15 protein-coding genes and 2 pseudogenes are annotated in these 16,868 nt (G+C 45.0%); 10 read left to right on the forward strand and 7 right to left on the reverse strand.

Annotated features, from left to right (window positions below; all coding sequences use genetic code 11):
* Positions 1 to 29: 29 nt before the first annotated feature.
* From AC4G46_RS31730 to AC4G46_RS31740, 3 genes are read right to left on the reverse strand one after another with little or no spacing between them, the layout of a single operon-like run.
* A complete protein-coding gene (locus AC4G46_RS31730; protein ID WP_491126134.1) occupies positions 30 to 1,394 on the reverse strand; it encodes a stalk domain-containing protein in 1,365 nt (454 codons plus the stop codon).
* A gap of 23 nt (positions 1,395 to 1,417) precedes the next feature.
* A complete protein-coding gene (locus AC4G46_RS31735; RefSeq protein WP_491126135.1) occupies positions 1,418 to 1,693 on the reverse strand; it encodes a copper amine oxidase N-terminal domain-containing protein in 276 nt (91 codons plus the stop codon).
* Positions 1,694 to 1,731: 38 nt separating this feature from the next.
* Complete coding sequence (locus AC4G46_RS31740) at positions 1,732 to 2,265, reverse strand: P-loop nucleotide/nucleoside kinase family protein (protein ID WP_491126136.1); 534 nt, start codon at positions 2,263 to 2,265, stop codon at positions 1,732 to 1,734.
* 648 nt (positions 2,266 to 2,913) lie between these two features.
* Between AC4G46_RS31740 and AC4G46_RS31745 the strand changes: the two genes are divergently transcribed.
* From AC4G46_RS31745 to AC4G46_RS31770, 6 genes are all read left to right on the forward strand, one after another.
* Positions 2,914 to 3,057: a hypothetical protein gene (locus tag AC4G46_RS31745; protein WP_156417414.1), complete on the forward strand. Its 144-nt coding sequence runs from the start codon at positions 2,914 to 2,916 to the stop codon at positions 3,055 to 3,057.
* Positions 3,058 to 3,128: 71 nt separating this feature from the next.
* Positions 3,129 to 3,275: a hypothetical protein gene (locus tag AC4G46_RS31750; protein ID WP_491126137.1), complete on the forward strand. Its 147-nt coding sequence runs from the start codon at positions 3,129 to 3,131 to the stop codon at positions 3,273 to 3,275.
* 197 nt (positions 3,276 to 3,472) lie between these two features.
* The gene (locus AC4G46_RS31755; RefSeq protein WP_491126138.1) at positions 3,473 to 4,870 is read left to right on the forward strand and encodes a radical SAM protein; all 1,398 of its coding nucleotides are present in this window, start codon (positions 3,473 to 3,475) and stop codon (positions 4,868 to 4,870) included.
* Positions 4,871 to 4,956: 86 nt separating this feature from the next.
* The gene (locus AC4G46_RS31760) at positions 4,957 to 6,135 is read left to right on the forward strand and encodes a zinc metalloprotease (protein ID WP_491126139.1); all 1,179 of its coding nucleotides are present in this window, start codon (positions 4,957 to 4,959) and stop codon (positions 6,133 to 6,135) included.
* Positions 6,110 to 6,796, forward strand: a complete 687-nt coding sequence (locus AC4G46_RS31765) for an ABC transporter ATP-binding protein (protein WP_491126140.1) — start codon at positions 6,110 to 6,112, stop codon at positions 6,794 to 6,796. Before AC4G46_RS31760 ends, AC4G46_RS31765 begins: the two co-directional genes overlap by 26 nt.
* Positions 6,765 to 9,086 carry a hypothetical protein gene (locus tag AC4G46_RS31770; RefSeq protein WP_491126141.1) on the forward strand — a complete coding sequence of 774 codons (2,322 nt, stop codon included), beginning with the start codon at positions 6,765 to 6,767 and terminating at the stop codon, positions 9,084 to 9,086. Before AC4G46_RS31765 ends, AC4G46_RS31770 begins: the two co-directional genes overlap by 32 nt.
* A gap of 199 nt (positions 9,087 to 9,285) precedes the next feature.
* Here the strand turns inward: AC4G46_RS31770 and AC4G46_RS31775 are convergent, their stop codons facing one another.
* Positions 9,286 to 11,064 (reverse strand): aminopeptidase P family protein, encoded by a 1,779-nt coding sequence (locus AC4G46_RS31775; protein ID WP_491126142.1) that lies wholly within the window; start codon positions 11,062 to 11,064, stop codon positions 9,286 to 9,288.
* 533 nt (positions 11,065 to 11,597) lie between these two features.
* Here AC4G46_RS31775 and AC4G46_RS31780 point away from each other — a divergent pair.
* From AC4G46_RS31780 to AC4G46_RS31790, 3 genes and pseudogenes are all read left to right on the forward strand, one after another.
* A pseudogene (locus tag AC4G46_RS31780) lies at positions 11,598 to 11,804 on the forward strand (S-layer homology domain-containing protein); the annotation flags it as partial.
* 18 nt (positions 11,805 to 11,822) lie between these two features.
* Positions 11,823 to 13,016 carry an S-layer homology domain-containing protein gene (locus AC4G46_RS31785; protein WP_491129024.1) on the forward strand — a complete coding sequence of 398 codons (1,194 nt, stop codon included), beginning with the start codon at positions 11,823 to 11,825 and terminating at the stop codon, positions 13,014 to 13,016.
* Positions 13,017 to 13,242: 226 nt separating this feature from the next.
* Positions 13,243 to 13,341 (forward strand): annotated as a pseudogene (locus tag AC4G46_RS31790) (MGMT family protein); the annotation flags it as partial.
* A gap of 27 nt (positions 13,342 to 13,368) precedes the next feature.
* On the opposite strand, the gene rlmH reads toward AC4G46_RS31790, so the two are convergent.
* The 3 genes from rlmH to AC4G46_RS31805 all read right to left on the reverse strand — a co-directional run bounded on the left by rlmH (position 13,369) and on the right by AC4G46_RS31805 (position 15,089).
* Positions 13,369 to 13,848 (reverse strand): 23S rRNA (pseudouridine(1915)-N(3))-methyltransferase RlmH, encoded by a 480-nt coding sequence (gene rlmH / locus AC4G46_RS31795; RefSeq protein ID WP_090716175.1) that lies wholly within the window; start codon positions 13,846 to 13,848, stop codon positions 13,369 to 13,371.
* Between the two features lie 89 nt (positions 13,849 to 13,937).
* Positions 13,938 to 14,117 carry a hypothetical protein gene (locus AC4G46_RS31800; protein WP_491126143.1) on the reverse strand — a complete coding sequence of 60 codons (180 nt, stop codon included), beginning with the start codon at positions 14,115 to 14,117 and terminating at the stop codon, positions 13,938 to 13,940.
* A gap of 627 nt (positions 14,118 to 14,744) precedes the next feature.
* Entirely contained in the window at positions 14,745 to 15,089 is a 345-nt protein-coding gene (locus AC4G46_RS31805; RefSeq protein ID WP_491126144.1) for an ArsR/SmtB family transcription factor, read from the reverse strand.
* Positions 15,090 to 15,316: 227 nt separating this feature from the next.
* Here AC4G46_RS31805 and AC4G46_RS31810 point away from each other — a divergent pair, with 227 nt between their 5' ends.
* Positions 15,317 to 16,768 carry an MFS transporter gene (locus AC4G46_RS31810; RefSeq protein ID WP_491126145.1) on the forward strand — a complete coding sequence of 484 codons (1,452 nt, stop codon included), beginning with the start codon at positions 15,317 to 15,319 and terminating at the stop codon, positions 16,766 to 16,768.
* The last annotated feature ends 100 nt before the right edge of the window (positions 16,769 to 16,868 follow it).

A 16,868-nucleotide genomic window follows, 5' to 3' on the forward strand; every position in this document is an offset into this window, starting at 1 on the left:
TTCAATGATCACGACTTTGATAGTTATTATTAAGGTCTGATGCTCATTGTTTTTAATCGGCCATTTTTGACTGAAACCCAATAAACAGCCCCATCATAATATACCGGGCGCTCAAATGAGTTTAACGGTAGTCCGCCCAGTGAGGTTGCAGGGGTGATAACTGTTCCATCTTCAGATAACACCATATAGAAGGTATCCGCATCTGTAGACCATAGTATGACAATGCGGTCATCAGCCGACACCACTTGCGGAGCAATAACATCTGTATCGTTAGAATTAGTAAGCCAGTGTACACCGTAGTCCGTCACCTTTTCGAGCGGTGAATTATCCCTGTCATTGATATCTGTTGATAGAGTACCGCTACGAACTTCTCCACCTGTAAACATAGATTCGGAAACCTGTCCTGCTTGCGGGTCAAAGATTTGTACAAATAAATTCTGTTTCTCACTCTTTGCCTGCTCACTTATTGATTTGGCAGATGCACCTACCAAAGCGACACCTTTACTTGTCTCTGCAAGTCCCCCAAGCTGTGCAAAAGTTGTATTTACTATATACATATCATAGTTTGCATTTGCTTCAAGATAGAAATGGAACAGTATTTCTGAGTCATCGCCATATTTTCCGGAGCTATTATTAACTCTGAATCCGCGGGCGTACGCATCACCATGACTGGCAAAGAGGAAACCCGATGATTTCTTGCTGTAAATCAGGCTTTGGTTGAAAGAATGTCCGCTATAAGTATCATTAGGCAATGAATAAGGCGACATATCGGATATTTTTACAGCAATGACATTATCACTCTGATGGCCATCGTATCTTCTTTTGGAATGATAATTGACCAATATACCATCAGCTATAACAGAAACGGAGTTGCCGTGAGCAAAGGGCACCTTGGTTTTTGCTGAATCAGCATCACGCCAAGGCGTAGATTTTCCTACAAACCCGGTTGTTTTCAGCTCTTGTCCTTCTGGTGAGTATTTTGTAATAAAGACGGTTTCAATTGCAGCATTTTGTGTATCATTTTCTTTTCCCCAAACGACATAAAAATTACCGTCGGCATCTGAAATGACATCCCCAAGAATAGGATACTTCACTTCTAAGCTTATCGTTTTGCCGGGAGTTGTTATTTTAAGCTGATTATTATCGGCATAGGCGTAAGCGAGACCCTCCCCTTTATAGGGAAATTGATGGACTGAGGAAATTTGTGCCCAATTATCTACTCCATACGCTTGTGTATTCTCCAGCCCGTCAACGATAATGGCCCCTTCCTGTTCAATGGAAAGAATCTGTTTTGCTGCGTCCCATGTCACTTCATAACCAAGATTCTCAACGACTGCACGAATGGGCAATAAGGTGCGTCCATTATAAATTTGCGGCGGAACATCCAATTGCACCGGAGAGCCTCCGCTGACTTGCATTAGCTGGCATCGATTTGCAGACTCAGTGTTTTATTACCTTTACTTACAGTCGTAGTCCGGGTACTAACATCCCATTTAATGGTTGCCCCAATCTTCTCACAAACCGCACGAATGGGAACCAGCGTCCGGCCATCAAAAATAACGGGGGGCTGATCAAATTGGACTGATTCCCCTTCAACGTTGACTCTTATATTATTGCTTTTCGCATATGTGGTTGTACTTATCGCCGGCAAACACAACAATAATCCTAACAATAACGCCAGACACTTCTTCATTTCTTTCTGCCTCCATTATGTAAGTTGAACCTATTTATTCAATTCTCGATAACCCATTCTCCTTCGCCCTTTGGCTCCTCGAAGCCGCTAAGAAAGGTATTTAGCAGCTCCTCAGTAATCGTAAAAGCAGCATTCGCATCAAAACGCTCACTCCGTACCTTCAGCCGCCTCCGCAGCTCATCCGGGTGTACCTTCAGGTAGATCAGCTTCCACCGGCCTCCCGCCTCCTCGATCAGCCGCTTGTACTTGTCCCTTTCCGCCTTGTTCCAGAAGCTGGAGTCTACTACAGCCGGTTTATTCTCTTTAATACACTGTACAATCTGGTTGTGCAGACTGAGATGCGCCTCATTCAGATACTCCCGGTACTTCTCGGCCGGATAGTCGATCCCGTAACGCCCGTGAACCGCCCACACCTCTTCGTCAATAGACAGACGCGTGAAGCCGTACGGTTCTATTTTTTGCGAAAAGGTGGTCTTGCCCGAGCCCGCTATCCCGCACATCAGCACAACCAAAGGCTTATCCGAATCATGGTCTGGGCCTAGCAGCTGCTCCAGGTCTGCTTTTTGTAACATTGTATGTCCCTCCTATTTAATACTTCCCCCAGCCAATTCAGACGTTCCATATACCTGTCCTTCTGTCCTGCTTCCACAATAGCAAAAAAATCCAAATCCGAACACACATTTATCCGCACAGACTGGTGGTTATTAAGAACCACCAGCTTTTCCAGTTTAGTGAATTTGTTCACAAATATTGCTAAATTGCAACGATAAATATTTCTATATTTTCCCTTTATTCTTACACTAAATACCATTTTATTCACTAATTTTCCACACTCAATAAGGAATATTATGGTATATAATACAAATGTCTTCAAAAACAGACATAAATAAATACATTTAATACATAAAAAGTATCTTACCTCTATGGCTTTTACATAATGATATTGATAGCTTTTACCTGAATCTTTAGTAAGGAGGTGAAACTATGAAATCATTAAATGAACAAGCTGTATTGTGGTCCGAGGTAAAGGTTGAGGCAATGGAGACCCGTGATGAATATGCCTGGTGCTTTAGTTGCCTTGATTTTGCTCCCCAGCCCATTATTACATGCTTCAGTTGCCTTTCATTTTCCTGCATTTTCTAAACCTTAATGGTGGTGATACGGTTTTCCTCATTTAGTTAATAGCTATGGATATTAGACTAATATAAGGAGGTGAAACTATGAAATCATTAAACGAGCAAGCTACTCTGTGGTCCGATGTAACAGTAGAAGCAATGGAGATCCGTGATGAATACGCCTGGTGCTTTGATTGCTTCTGCCTGAAAATTGACATTTCCTGTGTGAGCTTTGGTTGTATTTTTTAATTTAACGGCATGATGGCTTTCCTCAAATTCCTATCATTGTCGCTAAAATTATACATTTAGAGGAGGATATAATGATGAAATCATTAAACGCGCAAGCTACGCTGTGGTCTGATGTAACGGTTGAAGCAATGGAGATCCGTGATGAATATGCCTGGTGCTTCGATTGCTTCTGTGTGAAGATTGACATCTCCTGTTTAAGCTTTTCATGCATTTTCTAAAAGGGTTCTAATCCCTCTGGTGTAATGCAATTGGACTTCATCTTTTTATTCGGCTAACGCTCTGGTCACTACATATTATGAGTAGAAGTACTCTATAAACCAACAACTGCTTCCGTGTTCCGGGTTCCTTTATATCTGTAAAATGATATTCCCGGAGCAGGGAAGCATTTATTATTTCTTTTTAAGGAGAATGACAAATGGCCGTACTGACTAAATACATATTAATGTATCCTCTGGATGAAGAACACAGTCTGGCGATCAATTCGCTGACCAGTGCCATGGATATTATCGACCAGGAAACAAGATCTAAAATTGAGGATATGCAAAGCGGAATAAAGAATATTGAAAGCAATGAAGATGAGGAGCTTTATCGGCAATTGATGAGCCGGGGCTATCTTTTTGAAAATGCGCAGATGGAAAAGGATACTATTAGCCGTTATAAGCTGGTTCATCAGGAATTAGCAAAACGGAAGATCATCACTAACTTTACCATTTGCCCAACTATGGGCTGCAATCTGAGATGCACCTATTGTTTCGAATCCGATGATCAGCATATCAACTACAATCTGATGACAGATGCACAGCTGGATACCATATTTAAATACATTTCCGAAACGCTGGAAAATAGTAAAGAGGAACGGATCAGACTAAAAGGCGATACGCCTGCAACTATAAATGTTTTTGGAGGAGAACCGCTGCTGAAGACCAACTATCCTGTAATCAGCAGAATTCTTGAATTTGCCGAAGCTAACGGAATACTCGTCAAGATCATCACTAATGGAACTACGATACAACCCTATCTCGGTCTTTTTGAGCGATATGTTAAGCTGCTGCATTTGCAGATAACTGTAGATGGTAACAAAGAAATTCACGATGTCAGAAGAATCCGTGCAAATGGTTCGGGAAGCTTCGATCAAATCTGCCGTAATATTAACAGAGTGCTCGACCTGGGAATCAAGATTGCACTGCGCATTAATGTGGATAAAGCGAACATAAAAACCCTGAGAGAGCTTGAAGCTGTAATAAAGTCAAATCAATGGGATCAAAACCCTTTGTTTTTCCCATACGCCTCCCCTGTACTTGATTTTTGCGGAGTGGGCGAGGATATCCTGACTGAACATGAACTTCTGGACACCTTGCTTTCGGAGCGTTTATACGGAAGTGAAGATGGCTTTATTAAAGGAATTGTATCGCCTTCCATTGGTTTTCTTAGTTTCTTCTTTGATTCAAAAAACCAGATGAAGCCGTGGAAGTTGGATTATTGTGAGGCAACCTCCGGCAGTAACTTTGGGTTTTCTCCTGATGGAAATATAACAACCTGCCTTACTTATGCCGGTAAAGGAAAGCACACCATCGGAACCTTTGATGAACATGGAGTCCGGATAAATGAAGAAGATGCTGCAAAATGGTTTGACCGGAGTGTCTTCCGCCTCGAAAAATGTCAGGACTGCAAGTACGCCTTTCTGTGCGGCGGTGGATGTGCAGTTGCAGCCATAGAAAGCAACCACGATATGGATGATGTAGTCTGCAGTGATATTGCAAGCACTATTGAGAAATATGTATTTCACATTAAACGTACCATATTAAATCAATAGGGGAGAGAAACGTGAATTATGATTTTCTTAAACTTAAGGAGTATGACTGGAGAGTAGAGACCGGCGAGGGCGTCCCGGATAAATATATGCTCTCCTTTAACGAAAGACAGCATATCAAGGTATCCGTTACTGCCAAAAAAATAATGGACTGTTTTGACGGGACAAAAACGATCCTGCAGGTTCAATCAGAGCTGATGGAAATGAATATTTCTTTAAGCTCTGATGAGCTGAATAAATTTGTTGATGATTTCATAGTCGGAAATTCCATATTAGAAGGAATGAAATATGATACAAAGGGAAAAGGGAGCAGCTACATGTGGTGGCACCTCCCCCTCATTAATTCCAACAGGCTCGCATGGCTATTCGGGATCCTGAAGGTGTTTTATGTGAAATGGGTCTCTATTGTAATGCTGCTCCTCATTTTGTTCAGCGGCGGATTTTCGGCCTACCAGGTAATGACCAGCGGAGTCAGTCTTACTCAGGTGAATTCACTGGGTTTTATATTGCTGGGCTATCTTTCGTTGATTATTCACGAATTCGGACACGTAGCTGCAGCTTATAAACAGCAGATCAGAGTTGGAGCCATCGGCATTGGATTATATCTTTTTTATCCGGTTATGTATGTTGATATGACCAATGCCTGGAGACTGGATCATAAAAAAAGAGTGCTCGTCGACATCGGCGGCATTTATTTTCAGCTCATTACCATTGTTCCGCTCACCGTAATCGCCTTTGTATCACATAACAGCTTTTTCTATATTGTATCAATTGCCATTATTGGAATGACCACGATGAATTTAATTCCATTTATAAAACTTGACGGATATTGGATACTCTGTGATTATTTAAAATTAGATAACATATCCACCAATGCTTTCGGCATAGCTATGAAAGTGGTAAAGGGGGCGTTCGGGAAGCGTGAGGAGACACCGTTAGTACAGGTCAACAGCCGAAAAGAGCAAAAGATTTATACCGTGTTTGCGCTGGTTTACACTTTTTCCACCACAGTAATGGGGGTTCTCGGTGTCATTCTGACGATTAAGGTCATAGGAAACCTGGATACCATCAGAAGTAATTCCATCACTATATTTAATGATATTCAAGCCAGCGACTGGAGCTCTGCACTGGCTATGGTCAATAAGACCTTTATCTTCATACTGCCGTTATTCTTTTTGTGCTTTACGATTATCCGTATCCTGATAAACATCGTAAAAAAACTAATAAGCGGGGAGCAACGTCATGATCAGGCTAAAGGATATACATAAGACCTTCGTCGATGGCGAGGGAGAGAACAAAATTCTTCAGGGCATCGATCTTACAATCAACGGTCATGAATTCATCACTATTATGGGGCCCTCCGGCTGCGGAAAGTCTACTCTGCTAAATATTGCGGCTTTATTGACAGAGCCGACTACCGGAAGCGTCTATTTTGATGATAAGCTGGTGAATTTCAAGAAGGAAAAAAATCTGGAGCAGCTGCGGCGGGAAAAGATTGGCCTTATTTTTCAAAACGCCAATCTGATCCAGTGCATGAACGTACTTGATAATATCATTCTTCCAATGAGTTCAAAGTTAAGCTACAAAGTGAAAAAAAACACAGCCCTTGAACTGCTGGATCTGGTCGGTATCCGTAATAAAGCGAAAAATAATGTCAAATCCCTGTCCGGCGGGGAAGCGCAAAGAGTAGCTATTGTACGAGCACTGGTAAATAACCCCCAGGTGCTGTTATGTGATGAGCCTACCGGTGCACTCGATGCGGATAATAGCGGTATGGTCATGGAGCTTTTACTTGAAACCCGCCGCCGTACCGGCTGTGCACTGGTTATTGTGACCCATGATAAGGAGATTGGTGAAATGGGAGAACGTAAAATCGTTTTACACGGAGGTGAAATCCTTGGAGTGGAGAACGGTATTCAAGCTGTATAATACACGCAGGCAAAAAAGAAACCTTTTGCTTTACCTGTTTATTATGCTGTCTGTTGTAATAGCTGTAAGCATCTCGCTTGCTATCCCCCAGATTATTTCGGAGACAGAGCGTTATCTGACAGGTCAAGTGGAAGAATTGAATGGTGCAGATTTAAAAATTGAGGCTACCTACGCCTCAAGTGCCTATGACCGGAAACTCGATGAGCTAAAAACAAATGGACTTGAGATCAGCAAACAAAGTGCATTTTCTACTACGTTCAAGCATGATGAAAATGAAATCCTCGGCAGTCTGATCATTGGTGATTTTGACATACAGAAAGATGAGATCATTCTGTATGCGCCATTGGCTAATGAACTAAACCTTAAACAGGCTGATCAGGTAAGCATAGGTAACCAGACTTACACGGTCAAGGATATCGAGGATGCTGCAAGAGCCGTCGATGGACAGTCTGAGATGATTGGATATGGAAAAGTATCCTCTTACCCTCTTACCAATGAAATGCCGAATACCTTCATAACCTTGATTAATGGCGACCGGATCGACGAAGTGAAATCCGAACTAAAGACCATCGAGCCGGGCTATGCCTATTCTACTATTGAAGACAAAAAGCAGGAGATCCAATCCGAGCTCGATACCAATGCGACCACGCTGAACATACTGAATACGATGAGTTATATTATGACTATCTTATCCGTGCTGAGCGGGATCTTTATGATTATCGTTCAACGCCAGCAGGATATCGCCATAATGAGATTATTGTCCATCCGGATGAAATCCATCAAAAAGGCACTGCGTATAGAACTATACCTGGTGTTTATCATTCCGGTTTTCCTTGGCAGTATTGCCAGCATCCCTCTGGCCCGGCAACTGCTTGCTAGAAGCGGTATTCATAATACTGAGTATGACTCATCTCTAATCGGCAGGGTGCTTGCCGGATTTTTGCTGTTTCTGCTGATCTATTTTATCTTTATCAATATCGCTACAAAGGCCCTGGAAGCTATTCGTCCATTATTTGTCATACGAGGCGACAGTATCTCCTGGAAAACCTCCAAGCGTAAAGTAACCTGGTTGTCTGTTTTATTTGCCTTATTGACTCTGGTAGTCTATTCGGTCTACCTGGGCAGGGGGGCTGCGCTGCTTAGCAGTATAGTTATTGTGATATGTATCGGCCTCTTCTTTGTAATTACTCTATGGTGTATTAAGCTCTTATCCTCCCTCCCTTTAAAAAACAAGGTCGTTCATTACACAGCCAAAAATATTAAGGCGAATCGTTATGCCTTTGTCATTACTGTATTAAGCCTGACTTTAACCAGCCTATTTCTGCTGGTCGGTTATACACTGGAGAAGACGGTCCGGGACAGCTATACCGCCGGTGTAGAGCATAAGGTGAATTATAATTATCTGGCCGTCAGTGATGACCCGGCCAAGCTCGAAGAAGCCTTAACGGAGGCGGCTGAGGTAGACGGATATACCAAGCTGTACCGGCAATCAGGAACTCTGCTAACCGCTCAGGGCTCATCAAAATCAGCCCAAATCTGCAGCATCAATGAAGAAGATTATCAGATCAAATATAACATTCTGGAGGGTGAGGATGTATTCCAGGGTTCTGCTGACGATGTGCTGATTTCTTCTGCTTTCAGTGAACAAATTGAGGTAAAGGTAGGCGGTACGCTCAAGCTGGAGCTGGCCGGAGCCGCAAAAGATTACAGGGTCAAAGGGATCTACGAAGCCGGACAGGTCAATCCGGCATTTATACTGAAGCCTGCCGTCAACGAAACGCAAGGGAGTCTGCTGTTTCTTGTAAAAGCCGATTCCAGCTCGTTTAAAGAAAATGTAAGCGGCGTTTCCTTTATGCATATCAGCATAATGGGCATGGCAATTATGAAACGCATGGCTGATTTCCTGAGCATTTTTAAATGGCTATGCTGGATATGTATTTTCTCATCCGTGCTTTTCAACCTCAATCTCATTTATATGAATTACTTGAACGAGTATAAGGAATCTGTAATCATACGGGCGCTTGGTATTGGAAAAGGATTCTTGTATAAACATCTTGGGTTAAAATCGGTTTATGCTATGCTGCTGAGCCTGCTGATGTCCCTCGGCTTATATATGGCTGTTCTGAGTTTGGCATTGGAAGCCATATTCAAAGTAAGTGTCAATATAGCAGCAGAAACGGTAGTAATCCCAGTATCATGTGCTCTGGGAATTGTATTCATTATCTTCTTCATTCCATTCCGGCTGCTCCAGCGGTCCAAGGGTTTTGAAGAGCTGCGGGAGCAGGTTTAAACGCGTGACTAAATCTGAAAAGTTATGCTAGTACAAAAGTAGAATTTAGTAACGGCTAATTAGATTTCGCCCTACTTATGATACGGCTCCCCGCGCTGTCCAAAGCGGCAAGTTTAAGGGCCATCCTTTTTACGGGATGGCCCTTTCTCTAATCTCGCAACTATCGTAATCCGTGATACTCAAAAACAAAGCAGGACATTTATATTTCCCTGGTTTCTTCCCTCAGCCATGCGCTCTCTTCATCATTTAAATAAGGCGCCAGCTTCGTATATACCTCTTGATGATAATGGTTTAACCACTCTTTTTCACTCTCTGTCAGCATATCTGTATGAATACCGGCCAGATCAATTGGACAATACGTAATGGCTTCGAACTTCATAAATTGACCAAACTCTGTTTTCTCGTCTTCAACTACCAGCATCATATTTTCAGTTCTAATTCCATATTTACCTTCAAGGTAGATTCCCGGTTCATTCGTAATGATCATGCCTTTTTCTAATACAACAGTACTAGTACCATTTCTTATACCCTGTGGTCCCTCGTGTACATTCAAGAAAAAGCCTACCCCGTGGCCTGTCCCGCACTTATAGTCGATACCATATTGCCATATTGGTTGTCTTGCTAGCACATCTAGGTTAGAGCCTGTAGCCCCATATAAATATTTGACTGAGCTTAATGCAATAAATCCTTTTAACACCAAAGTAAAATCTCTTTTCTGCTCACCGGTAAGCTTTCCTAAAACAATCGTCCGTGTAATATCTGTTGTTCCATCATAATACTGTCCGCCGGAATCAACTAGTAAAAAACCTTCATTCTGAAGTGTAAATTGCGTTTCTTTAGTGGCTTTATAATGCATCAACGCAGCATGTTCTCCATAACCAGCTATCGTATCAAAGCTAGGCCCAACAAATCCTTCCTGCGCTCTTCTGAAATCTTCTAATTTTTCTTCTGCGGCAATCTCTGTAATTTCTTCCTTAGGTACAACGGATTTTAACCATTTGATAAATTTCACCATGGCTACACCATCTTTTATTTCACACCATCTCACATTGTTAATCTCAATTTCATTTTTAATCGCTTTTAGATTCGTTGTAATGTCAGGACTTTCAATTTTTTTGGTATCAGTGTTGATGGCGTTATATAAGTTACTATTTGTTTTATTCGCATCTAAAATAATGGAATCTCCGCCCGAAAGATTTCCCAAGAACATATGTATGTCATCATACGCTTTTAACTCGATTCCTTCAGCCTCCAGCTCTAATTTAACCACAGGAGGAACCTTGCAAGAATCAATAAATAAATAACAGTTTTCTTCTGCTACGATTACATTACTGATTACAACCGGATTGTTAGGCACATCGGCCCCTCTTATATTCAATAGCCATGCAATGTCATCTAAGGAGGTCAAAATATAGTAATTGGCCCCTATAGTTTTCATTTCTTTTCTTACTTCATTTAATTTATCTACCCGCGATTTGCCTGCATATTTGACGTCATGCGTAAACATTGACCCCTTAGGAATCTCCGGCCGATCTTCCCACAGATCACCAATGAAATCTTGATTCATTTTTAATCCGATTTTTTTTGCTTTTAGATCTTTCTCCATCCGTCTAACCATATGAATTGAAAAAACATTGCCATCAAAGCCCACAACGCTTCCTTCATGAAGAACATCTGCTAACCATTCCGAATAAAAGGGTACCCCTGGATCCGCCATTCGAAATAATCTGATTCCTGAGCCCTCAAGCTGCTTGACTGCCTGAATATAGTATCTGCCATCTGTCCATAACCCGGCATCCTCTAAGGTAATCACTACTGTACCTGCAGACCCTGTAAATCCTGATATCCATTCTCTTCCTTTCCAATGTTCTGCTACATATTCGCTCTGATGTGCATCAAAGCTGGGAACGATATAAGCATCCATTTGATTTGTTCTCATTAGCTGTCTTAACTCTTCGACCCTATCCCTGATATTCATTTCCAATACCTCCATTTTTATTAAGACCAAATGCATTAGAAACTATTATATAAAATAACAACTCTTAATAATCCTACTCCTAAAATAATGGCAAAACAAATATTGTTGCCTCCTCATCCTAAACAATTGGGGGAATTTTGCTCTTTGCCGGGGAAGAGATGCAGTGTGGTGAACAAGCGGATATAAGGAGCATGCACCCGGAATTCTCAACAAATTTTATATAAAAATAAGGGGAAATTCTGCCGATAATTATCGTATTACAAAAAAAGTATGGGTCTGAAGGGGCATTTACGATTAACCCAGACGGTAGAGTCTAAGGAGGCGAAGGATTTATGAGAAAAAAGTGGCTTGTTTCATTTTTGGTTTTATTAATGTGCGCGTCTGGCAGTGCGGCTTATGCAGAGGCGAAGACTTCGACAGACTTCACTGATCTAAAGGATTTGGATGCGGCCACGAAGGCAAAGTTTGATGCAATGATTAGCGCTGGAATTTTCGATGGCGTCAGTGATACGACGTTTGGGCTCAAAGAGGAGATGAACCGTGCCCAGTTTGCAAAGGTTGCGGCATTGATTACGGGTATTGAAGTCAATAAAGATCTGAAGACATCCAGTTTCAGTGACGTCAAGGCGGATGATGCCGCCAATGGTTATGCGCTGCCCTATATTGAAGCACTTAAAACTTCCGGAATAACGGACGGCTATGGCGAAGGTACATACAATCCGGCTGGCAAAGTGACTAAAGAGCAGTTGGCTACGTTCTTGGTTCGAGTACTAGGCAAAGACGAGGAAGCAAAAGTGAAGACTGGTACCGATACAACCGTATCCAAATGGGCGCAGGGTTATGTGTCCGAGGCTTTGGAGCTTAAATTGTTATCCAATGGCGCTGATGGTACGTTTGGCGGCAAAGCGAATGCTACCCGTGATTTGCTGCTTACCGGTGCATACGAAGCAAAACAACAATATATAGCGCCGACACCGACACCGACGCCAACGCCGACACCGACACCTACACCTACACCGACACCGATGCCGACATCAGCGCCGACACCAGCGCCAACACCAATGCCGACATCAGCGCCGACACCAGCGCCGACACCGACGCCGACACCGACACCAACGCCTACACCGACGCCGACGCCGACACCGACGCCGACGCCGACACCAACGCCGACGCCGACGCCGACACCGACGCCGACGCCGACACCAACGCCTACACCGACACCTACACCGACGCCGACACCAACGCCGACACCGACGCCAACGCCAACGCCGACGCCGACGCCGACACCAACGCCGACGCCATCCAATCTCGCACTAGATATGATTAATGCTTCTGTTGGGGCATGGATCAATGTTGATGAGACGACTTTTGCTGAAGCAGGTATTACGGGTGTCACACCGTCGAACCTAGCAGAGGTCGAAGACGCATTGGATGCGGACGGGACAGCTCCATGGACGGTTTCAGAAATTCAATCGATCGTAGATTCGGTTATTGACGGTAGTACGCAGCAAGCGGCACTGGATTTGATCAATACTGCATCGGCTTCCGGTTTATGGACGAATGTTGATGTGACGACGTTTGTCAATGCAGGTATTACGGGCGTCACATTAGAGGACCTGTTCTCCTACGAATACGCATTGGAAACCGGATTAACACCACTTCCAAGAACATTGTCTCAAATCCAAGCGATTGTAGACGAGACTAATCAGGCAATTGTGTTAGCTGCAATCTATGATTATTTGAATCCTTTTGGTGAAGGCTCTGCCCCTAATGAAGAAGTGTTCGCTCTGGCTGGTATAACTGGAGTGACAGCTTCGAACTTAAGTGAGGTCTTATCTGCCCTTCAATTGGCCTATCAGGAGGCCAAAAACAATCCTTTTGGAACGCCTATGTCTACTAAACAAGATATCCAGGACGTTGTTGACCTTGTCTTAAGCTACTATACGGATTAAGGAAAGTTATAATCGTAACACCGCAGAGGGGTTGCTTATTCTTGAGTTGAGGGCAGCTCTTAAGCGAGAAAACCATTTCAACTAGACAAATAACGGTGTAAGGGAGGCTATCCCTTCACCGTTATTTTTTGTTTTAATGGCGGTCTCACCCCAAGCGAGGGTGCATTGATGGAGCGATGATCTCCTTGACCAAATCTCTGATACTGCTCACGCTCCTATGGTCTGCATGATATTCACTTCATCTAATGGGATCCCATTTCAGAAGAGCGTGTGGGAACAGCTAAAGAAGATTCCTTCAGGCAAAACCCGTTCTTACGCCGATATCGCACTGGCAACCGCAAAAAATTTGCTGTTATTTATGATACGGTTCCCCCCGATTGATCTTCACCGCGCGATAAATCTGCTCCACCAGCACCAGCCGCATGAGCTGATGAGGCAGCGTCATGCGGCCGAAGCTCATGCGCTGCTGGGCGCGGCGCATCACGTCATCGGAGAGGCCATGACTGCCTCCGATGACGAACACGACATGGCTCGTCCCGTAGGTGCCGAGCCGGTCGATTTCCGCGGCAAGCTCCTCGGAGCTCCAGAGCTTGCCGTCGATCGCGAGCGCAATGACATGCGCGTCGCTCTTGATGTGCGCGAGGATCCGTTCGCCCTCGCGCGCTTTGACCTGGACAACCTCAGCATCGCTGAGATTGTCCGGTGCTTTTTCATCCGCCACCTCAATGACCTGAAATTTGAGGTATGGCGTCAGCCGCTTGGCATATTCTGCAATGCCGCTGACCAAATATTTTTCCTTCAATTTGCCTACGCCAATAATTTGAATGAACATAATATCCTCCATATGCCGGCCGGAAGCCGGCTGTTGCTCGTTAATGTGAATGTATAATAAGAAGGCAGCTTGTAACTGCCTGCTCCGCCTTAATTTGTCCGAAAATAAGCAATTCCATAAAACACAGCCACAACCACTAAGGCCAAAACTACAAAAGTAATCATGCCGGTCATAAACGAGCCGTCTGCCGATTCTTTTGCCAGTTCCTCCGCTCTCCGCTTTGCTGCATCTTCCTCGGAACCATTCAAGTTGCCAGGCTTCATAAACACTCCACACCAGCTCCTCTCTATGACCATAGCTTACCATATCCCGCACCTGCTGTTTATTGGCTTGTACATTTTGTCTGAAGTAATTGTTAAATAACTCAGGATGATTGGTAGAACTTCTGCTTGAGCAATAGTCTGTCAAAATTAAGTGGAATTCCGGCATTTATTTCTGCCTTTTTAAACAATTTGCAATCAATAGGTGGAAAATCAACACTTAGTTTGGGCGAAAACCCCTTAATGGAGCAAAAAACGAGAAATTAAGTGTCGTTTATCCAACTAATATCCTCTCAGCGACAGTCAGACTAGTAAATAGGTTACCTTTTTCCACTTAGATTAGCTCTGGGTAGCCTGTAAGGTAACTTTCATTCATTCGTTAACCAGATACTCACCATAACTGTATACTCCCAGCTGCCTTTCTGCCCAAAAGCCCCATATCCTTTGCCGATTACTTTGTGCAATTTATACCGGCAAACATACAACCACGCAAAAAAGACCCTGCCCCCGCAGAGTCCCCCAAATCTATATTACTCCAGACACAAAGCCCGGCATTCGGCGTCACACTCTACAACAAACTATCCTTGCATCCTAGAGCAACCATCATTACCACGCTTTTACTCTATACTCTTCCCTTCACTCTTCCATCCGCTCTCCAAAATCCACCGCCCCGCCGGCAGACTCATAAGCCTCCAATATCGAATCCAGCACACCCGGAAACCGCTCATTCAAATCCTCTTCCCGCAGCGACAAAATGCGCTGGGTGCCCTGTGCCCGTGTGTGCACAACACCTGATTCGCGCAATGTGCGGGCATGGTGAGACAACGTGGACTTGGCGATCGGTACCTTAAAGCTGTTGCAGGCCTGCTCGCCGTGCTTGCGGATTTCCGACACAACATATAGACGGATCGGATCGCTAAGCGCATACAAAACAGAAGCAAGCTGTATGTCTTTACAGTCCGGATGATGGAGCAGCTTCATATATAAGACCCCTTTATGATTACTTAAAATGCATCTTATCTCTTCAACTTCTCAACGTATCACTTCAATTGTCAGTACTTTTATCTTTCAGTTTCTCATACTCATATCCTTCAACGCCATGCCAATTCTCATCTTCCTAATTGCATTTTACAACTTCGCATGCTATATTTCAATTGTTCGTAAGTAATCGAACTATTAAACAATAGAAGCTAAGGAGTGACACCCCCTTGAACTCATTACATACATCTAAAGGTACTGCAGACAAAGGCAGCAGTACCTTTAATCCTGGCCCTAACACTGGCTCCAACCCTGCCGCCTCAGAACCCTCCCTCCCACGGGAGGGCCTGTTGACCCTCCTGTTCAGCGTCGCCGTCGTGCTCGTCATCATGAACACGGCGATGTTCAATCTGGCGCTGCCGGATGTAACCGAGGCGTTCGGCATTACGGCAGCATCGGCATCCTGGATTGTGACCGGTTATTCCATTATGTTCTCGATTGCCTCCATCACGTACAGCCGGCTGTCCGATTTCCTGCCGATCCGCCGGCTGCTGATCATCGGCCTGCTGACGCTGGGGTTGTCCGCTGTGGCCGGCTTCTTCAGCACGAACTTCATCTTCCTGCTGATCGTGCGGATCCTGCAGGCATCCGGTGCGGGAGCCGTCATGTCGCTGTCGCTCGTCCTGTTCACCCGCTATGTTCCGCAGGCCCGCCGTGGTAAGGCAATGGCAACCATTATGTCCGCCGTTTCACTCGGGCTGGGACTTGGTCCGGTAGCAGGCGGCTCCATCGTCGAGTATCTGGGCTGGCATTGGCTGTTCGCCGTTACGGCCGCGATTCTGCTGCTGGTGCCGCTGTTTATGGTACTGCTTCCTAAGGAAGTACCTGCACGCGGCTCGTTCGACATCCTGGGCGGAGTGTTTCTGGGGATCGGCACCACCGGCCTGCTGCTGTTCCTGACCAGCGGACTGTGGGTGGCCCTGATTACCGGAATTGTTGCGATCGCCCTGTTCGTTGGACGCATCCGCAGCACCCCTGATCCGTTCGTAATGCCGGCGCTGTTCGCCAACCGGTCCTATCTTGTGCTTGCACTGGTCGGAATCGCCTCTTACCTGTGCAGCTTCGCCACCCTGTTCCTGCTGCCGCAGATTCTGACCCACCGCTTCGGGTTCAGTGCCAGCCATGCCGGGCTGGTGATTTTCCCGGGCTCCCTGCTGGCGATCTTCGTCTCCCGTGCTGTCGGGCGGGTCATTGACCGTTACGGCAATGCCGGAATCCTGCGCTACGCACCACTGCTGGTGCTGCTGGCCACTGTGCTGTTCGCCTTCCTGGCCGGCCAATCTTGGGTCGCCGTCATGCTCGTCTACATGATTATGAGCTTGTCCTTTACCGTACTGTCGAGCAGCGTATCCAATGAAATCTCGCGCATCCTGCCATCCTCGCAGATCGGCTCAGGAATGGGACTGTTCCAGCTGCTGCAGTTCTTCAGCGGAGCATTCAGCGTAGCGATGGCCGCCAGCGCTCTGGAATGGCAAAAGGGGCTGCCGCTCTCTTCAGCCTACTCCAACATTTACTGGGGGCTGTCCGTTGCCGCAATCATCGCAATCGTCTCAGCGTTTGTCTACCACCGCAGCAGCCGGGGCGGCCGGCTTACTCCGATGGCAGATGCAGCGGATGCCTAATTCCTCACTATTATGCTGCTGATCTGCCGATTTCGACGCTAACTCCACACACACCAAAACACCCTCCAGATCCGCTTCCGCGGCTGCAGGGTGTTCTTTT

Source organism: Paenibacillus sp. fava2, assembly GCF_058313675.1.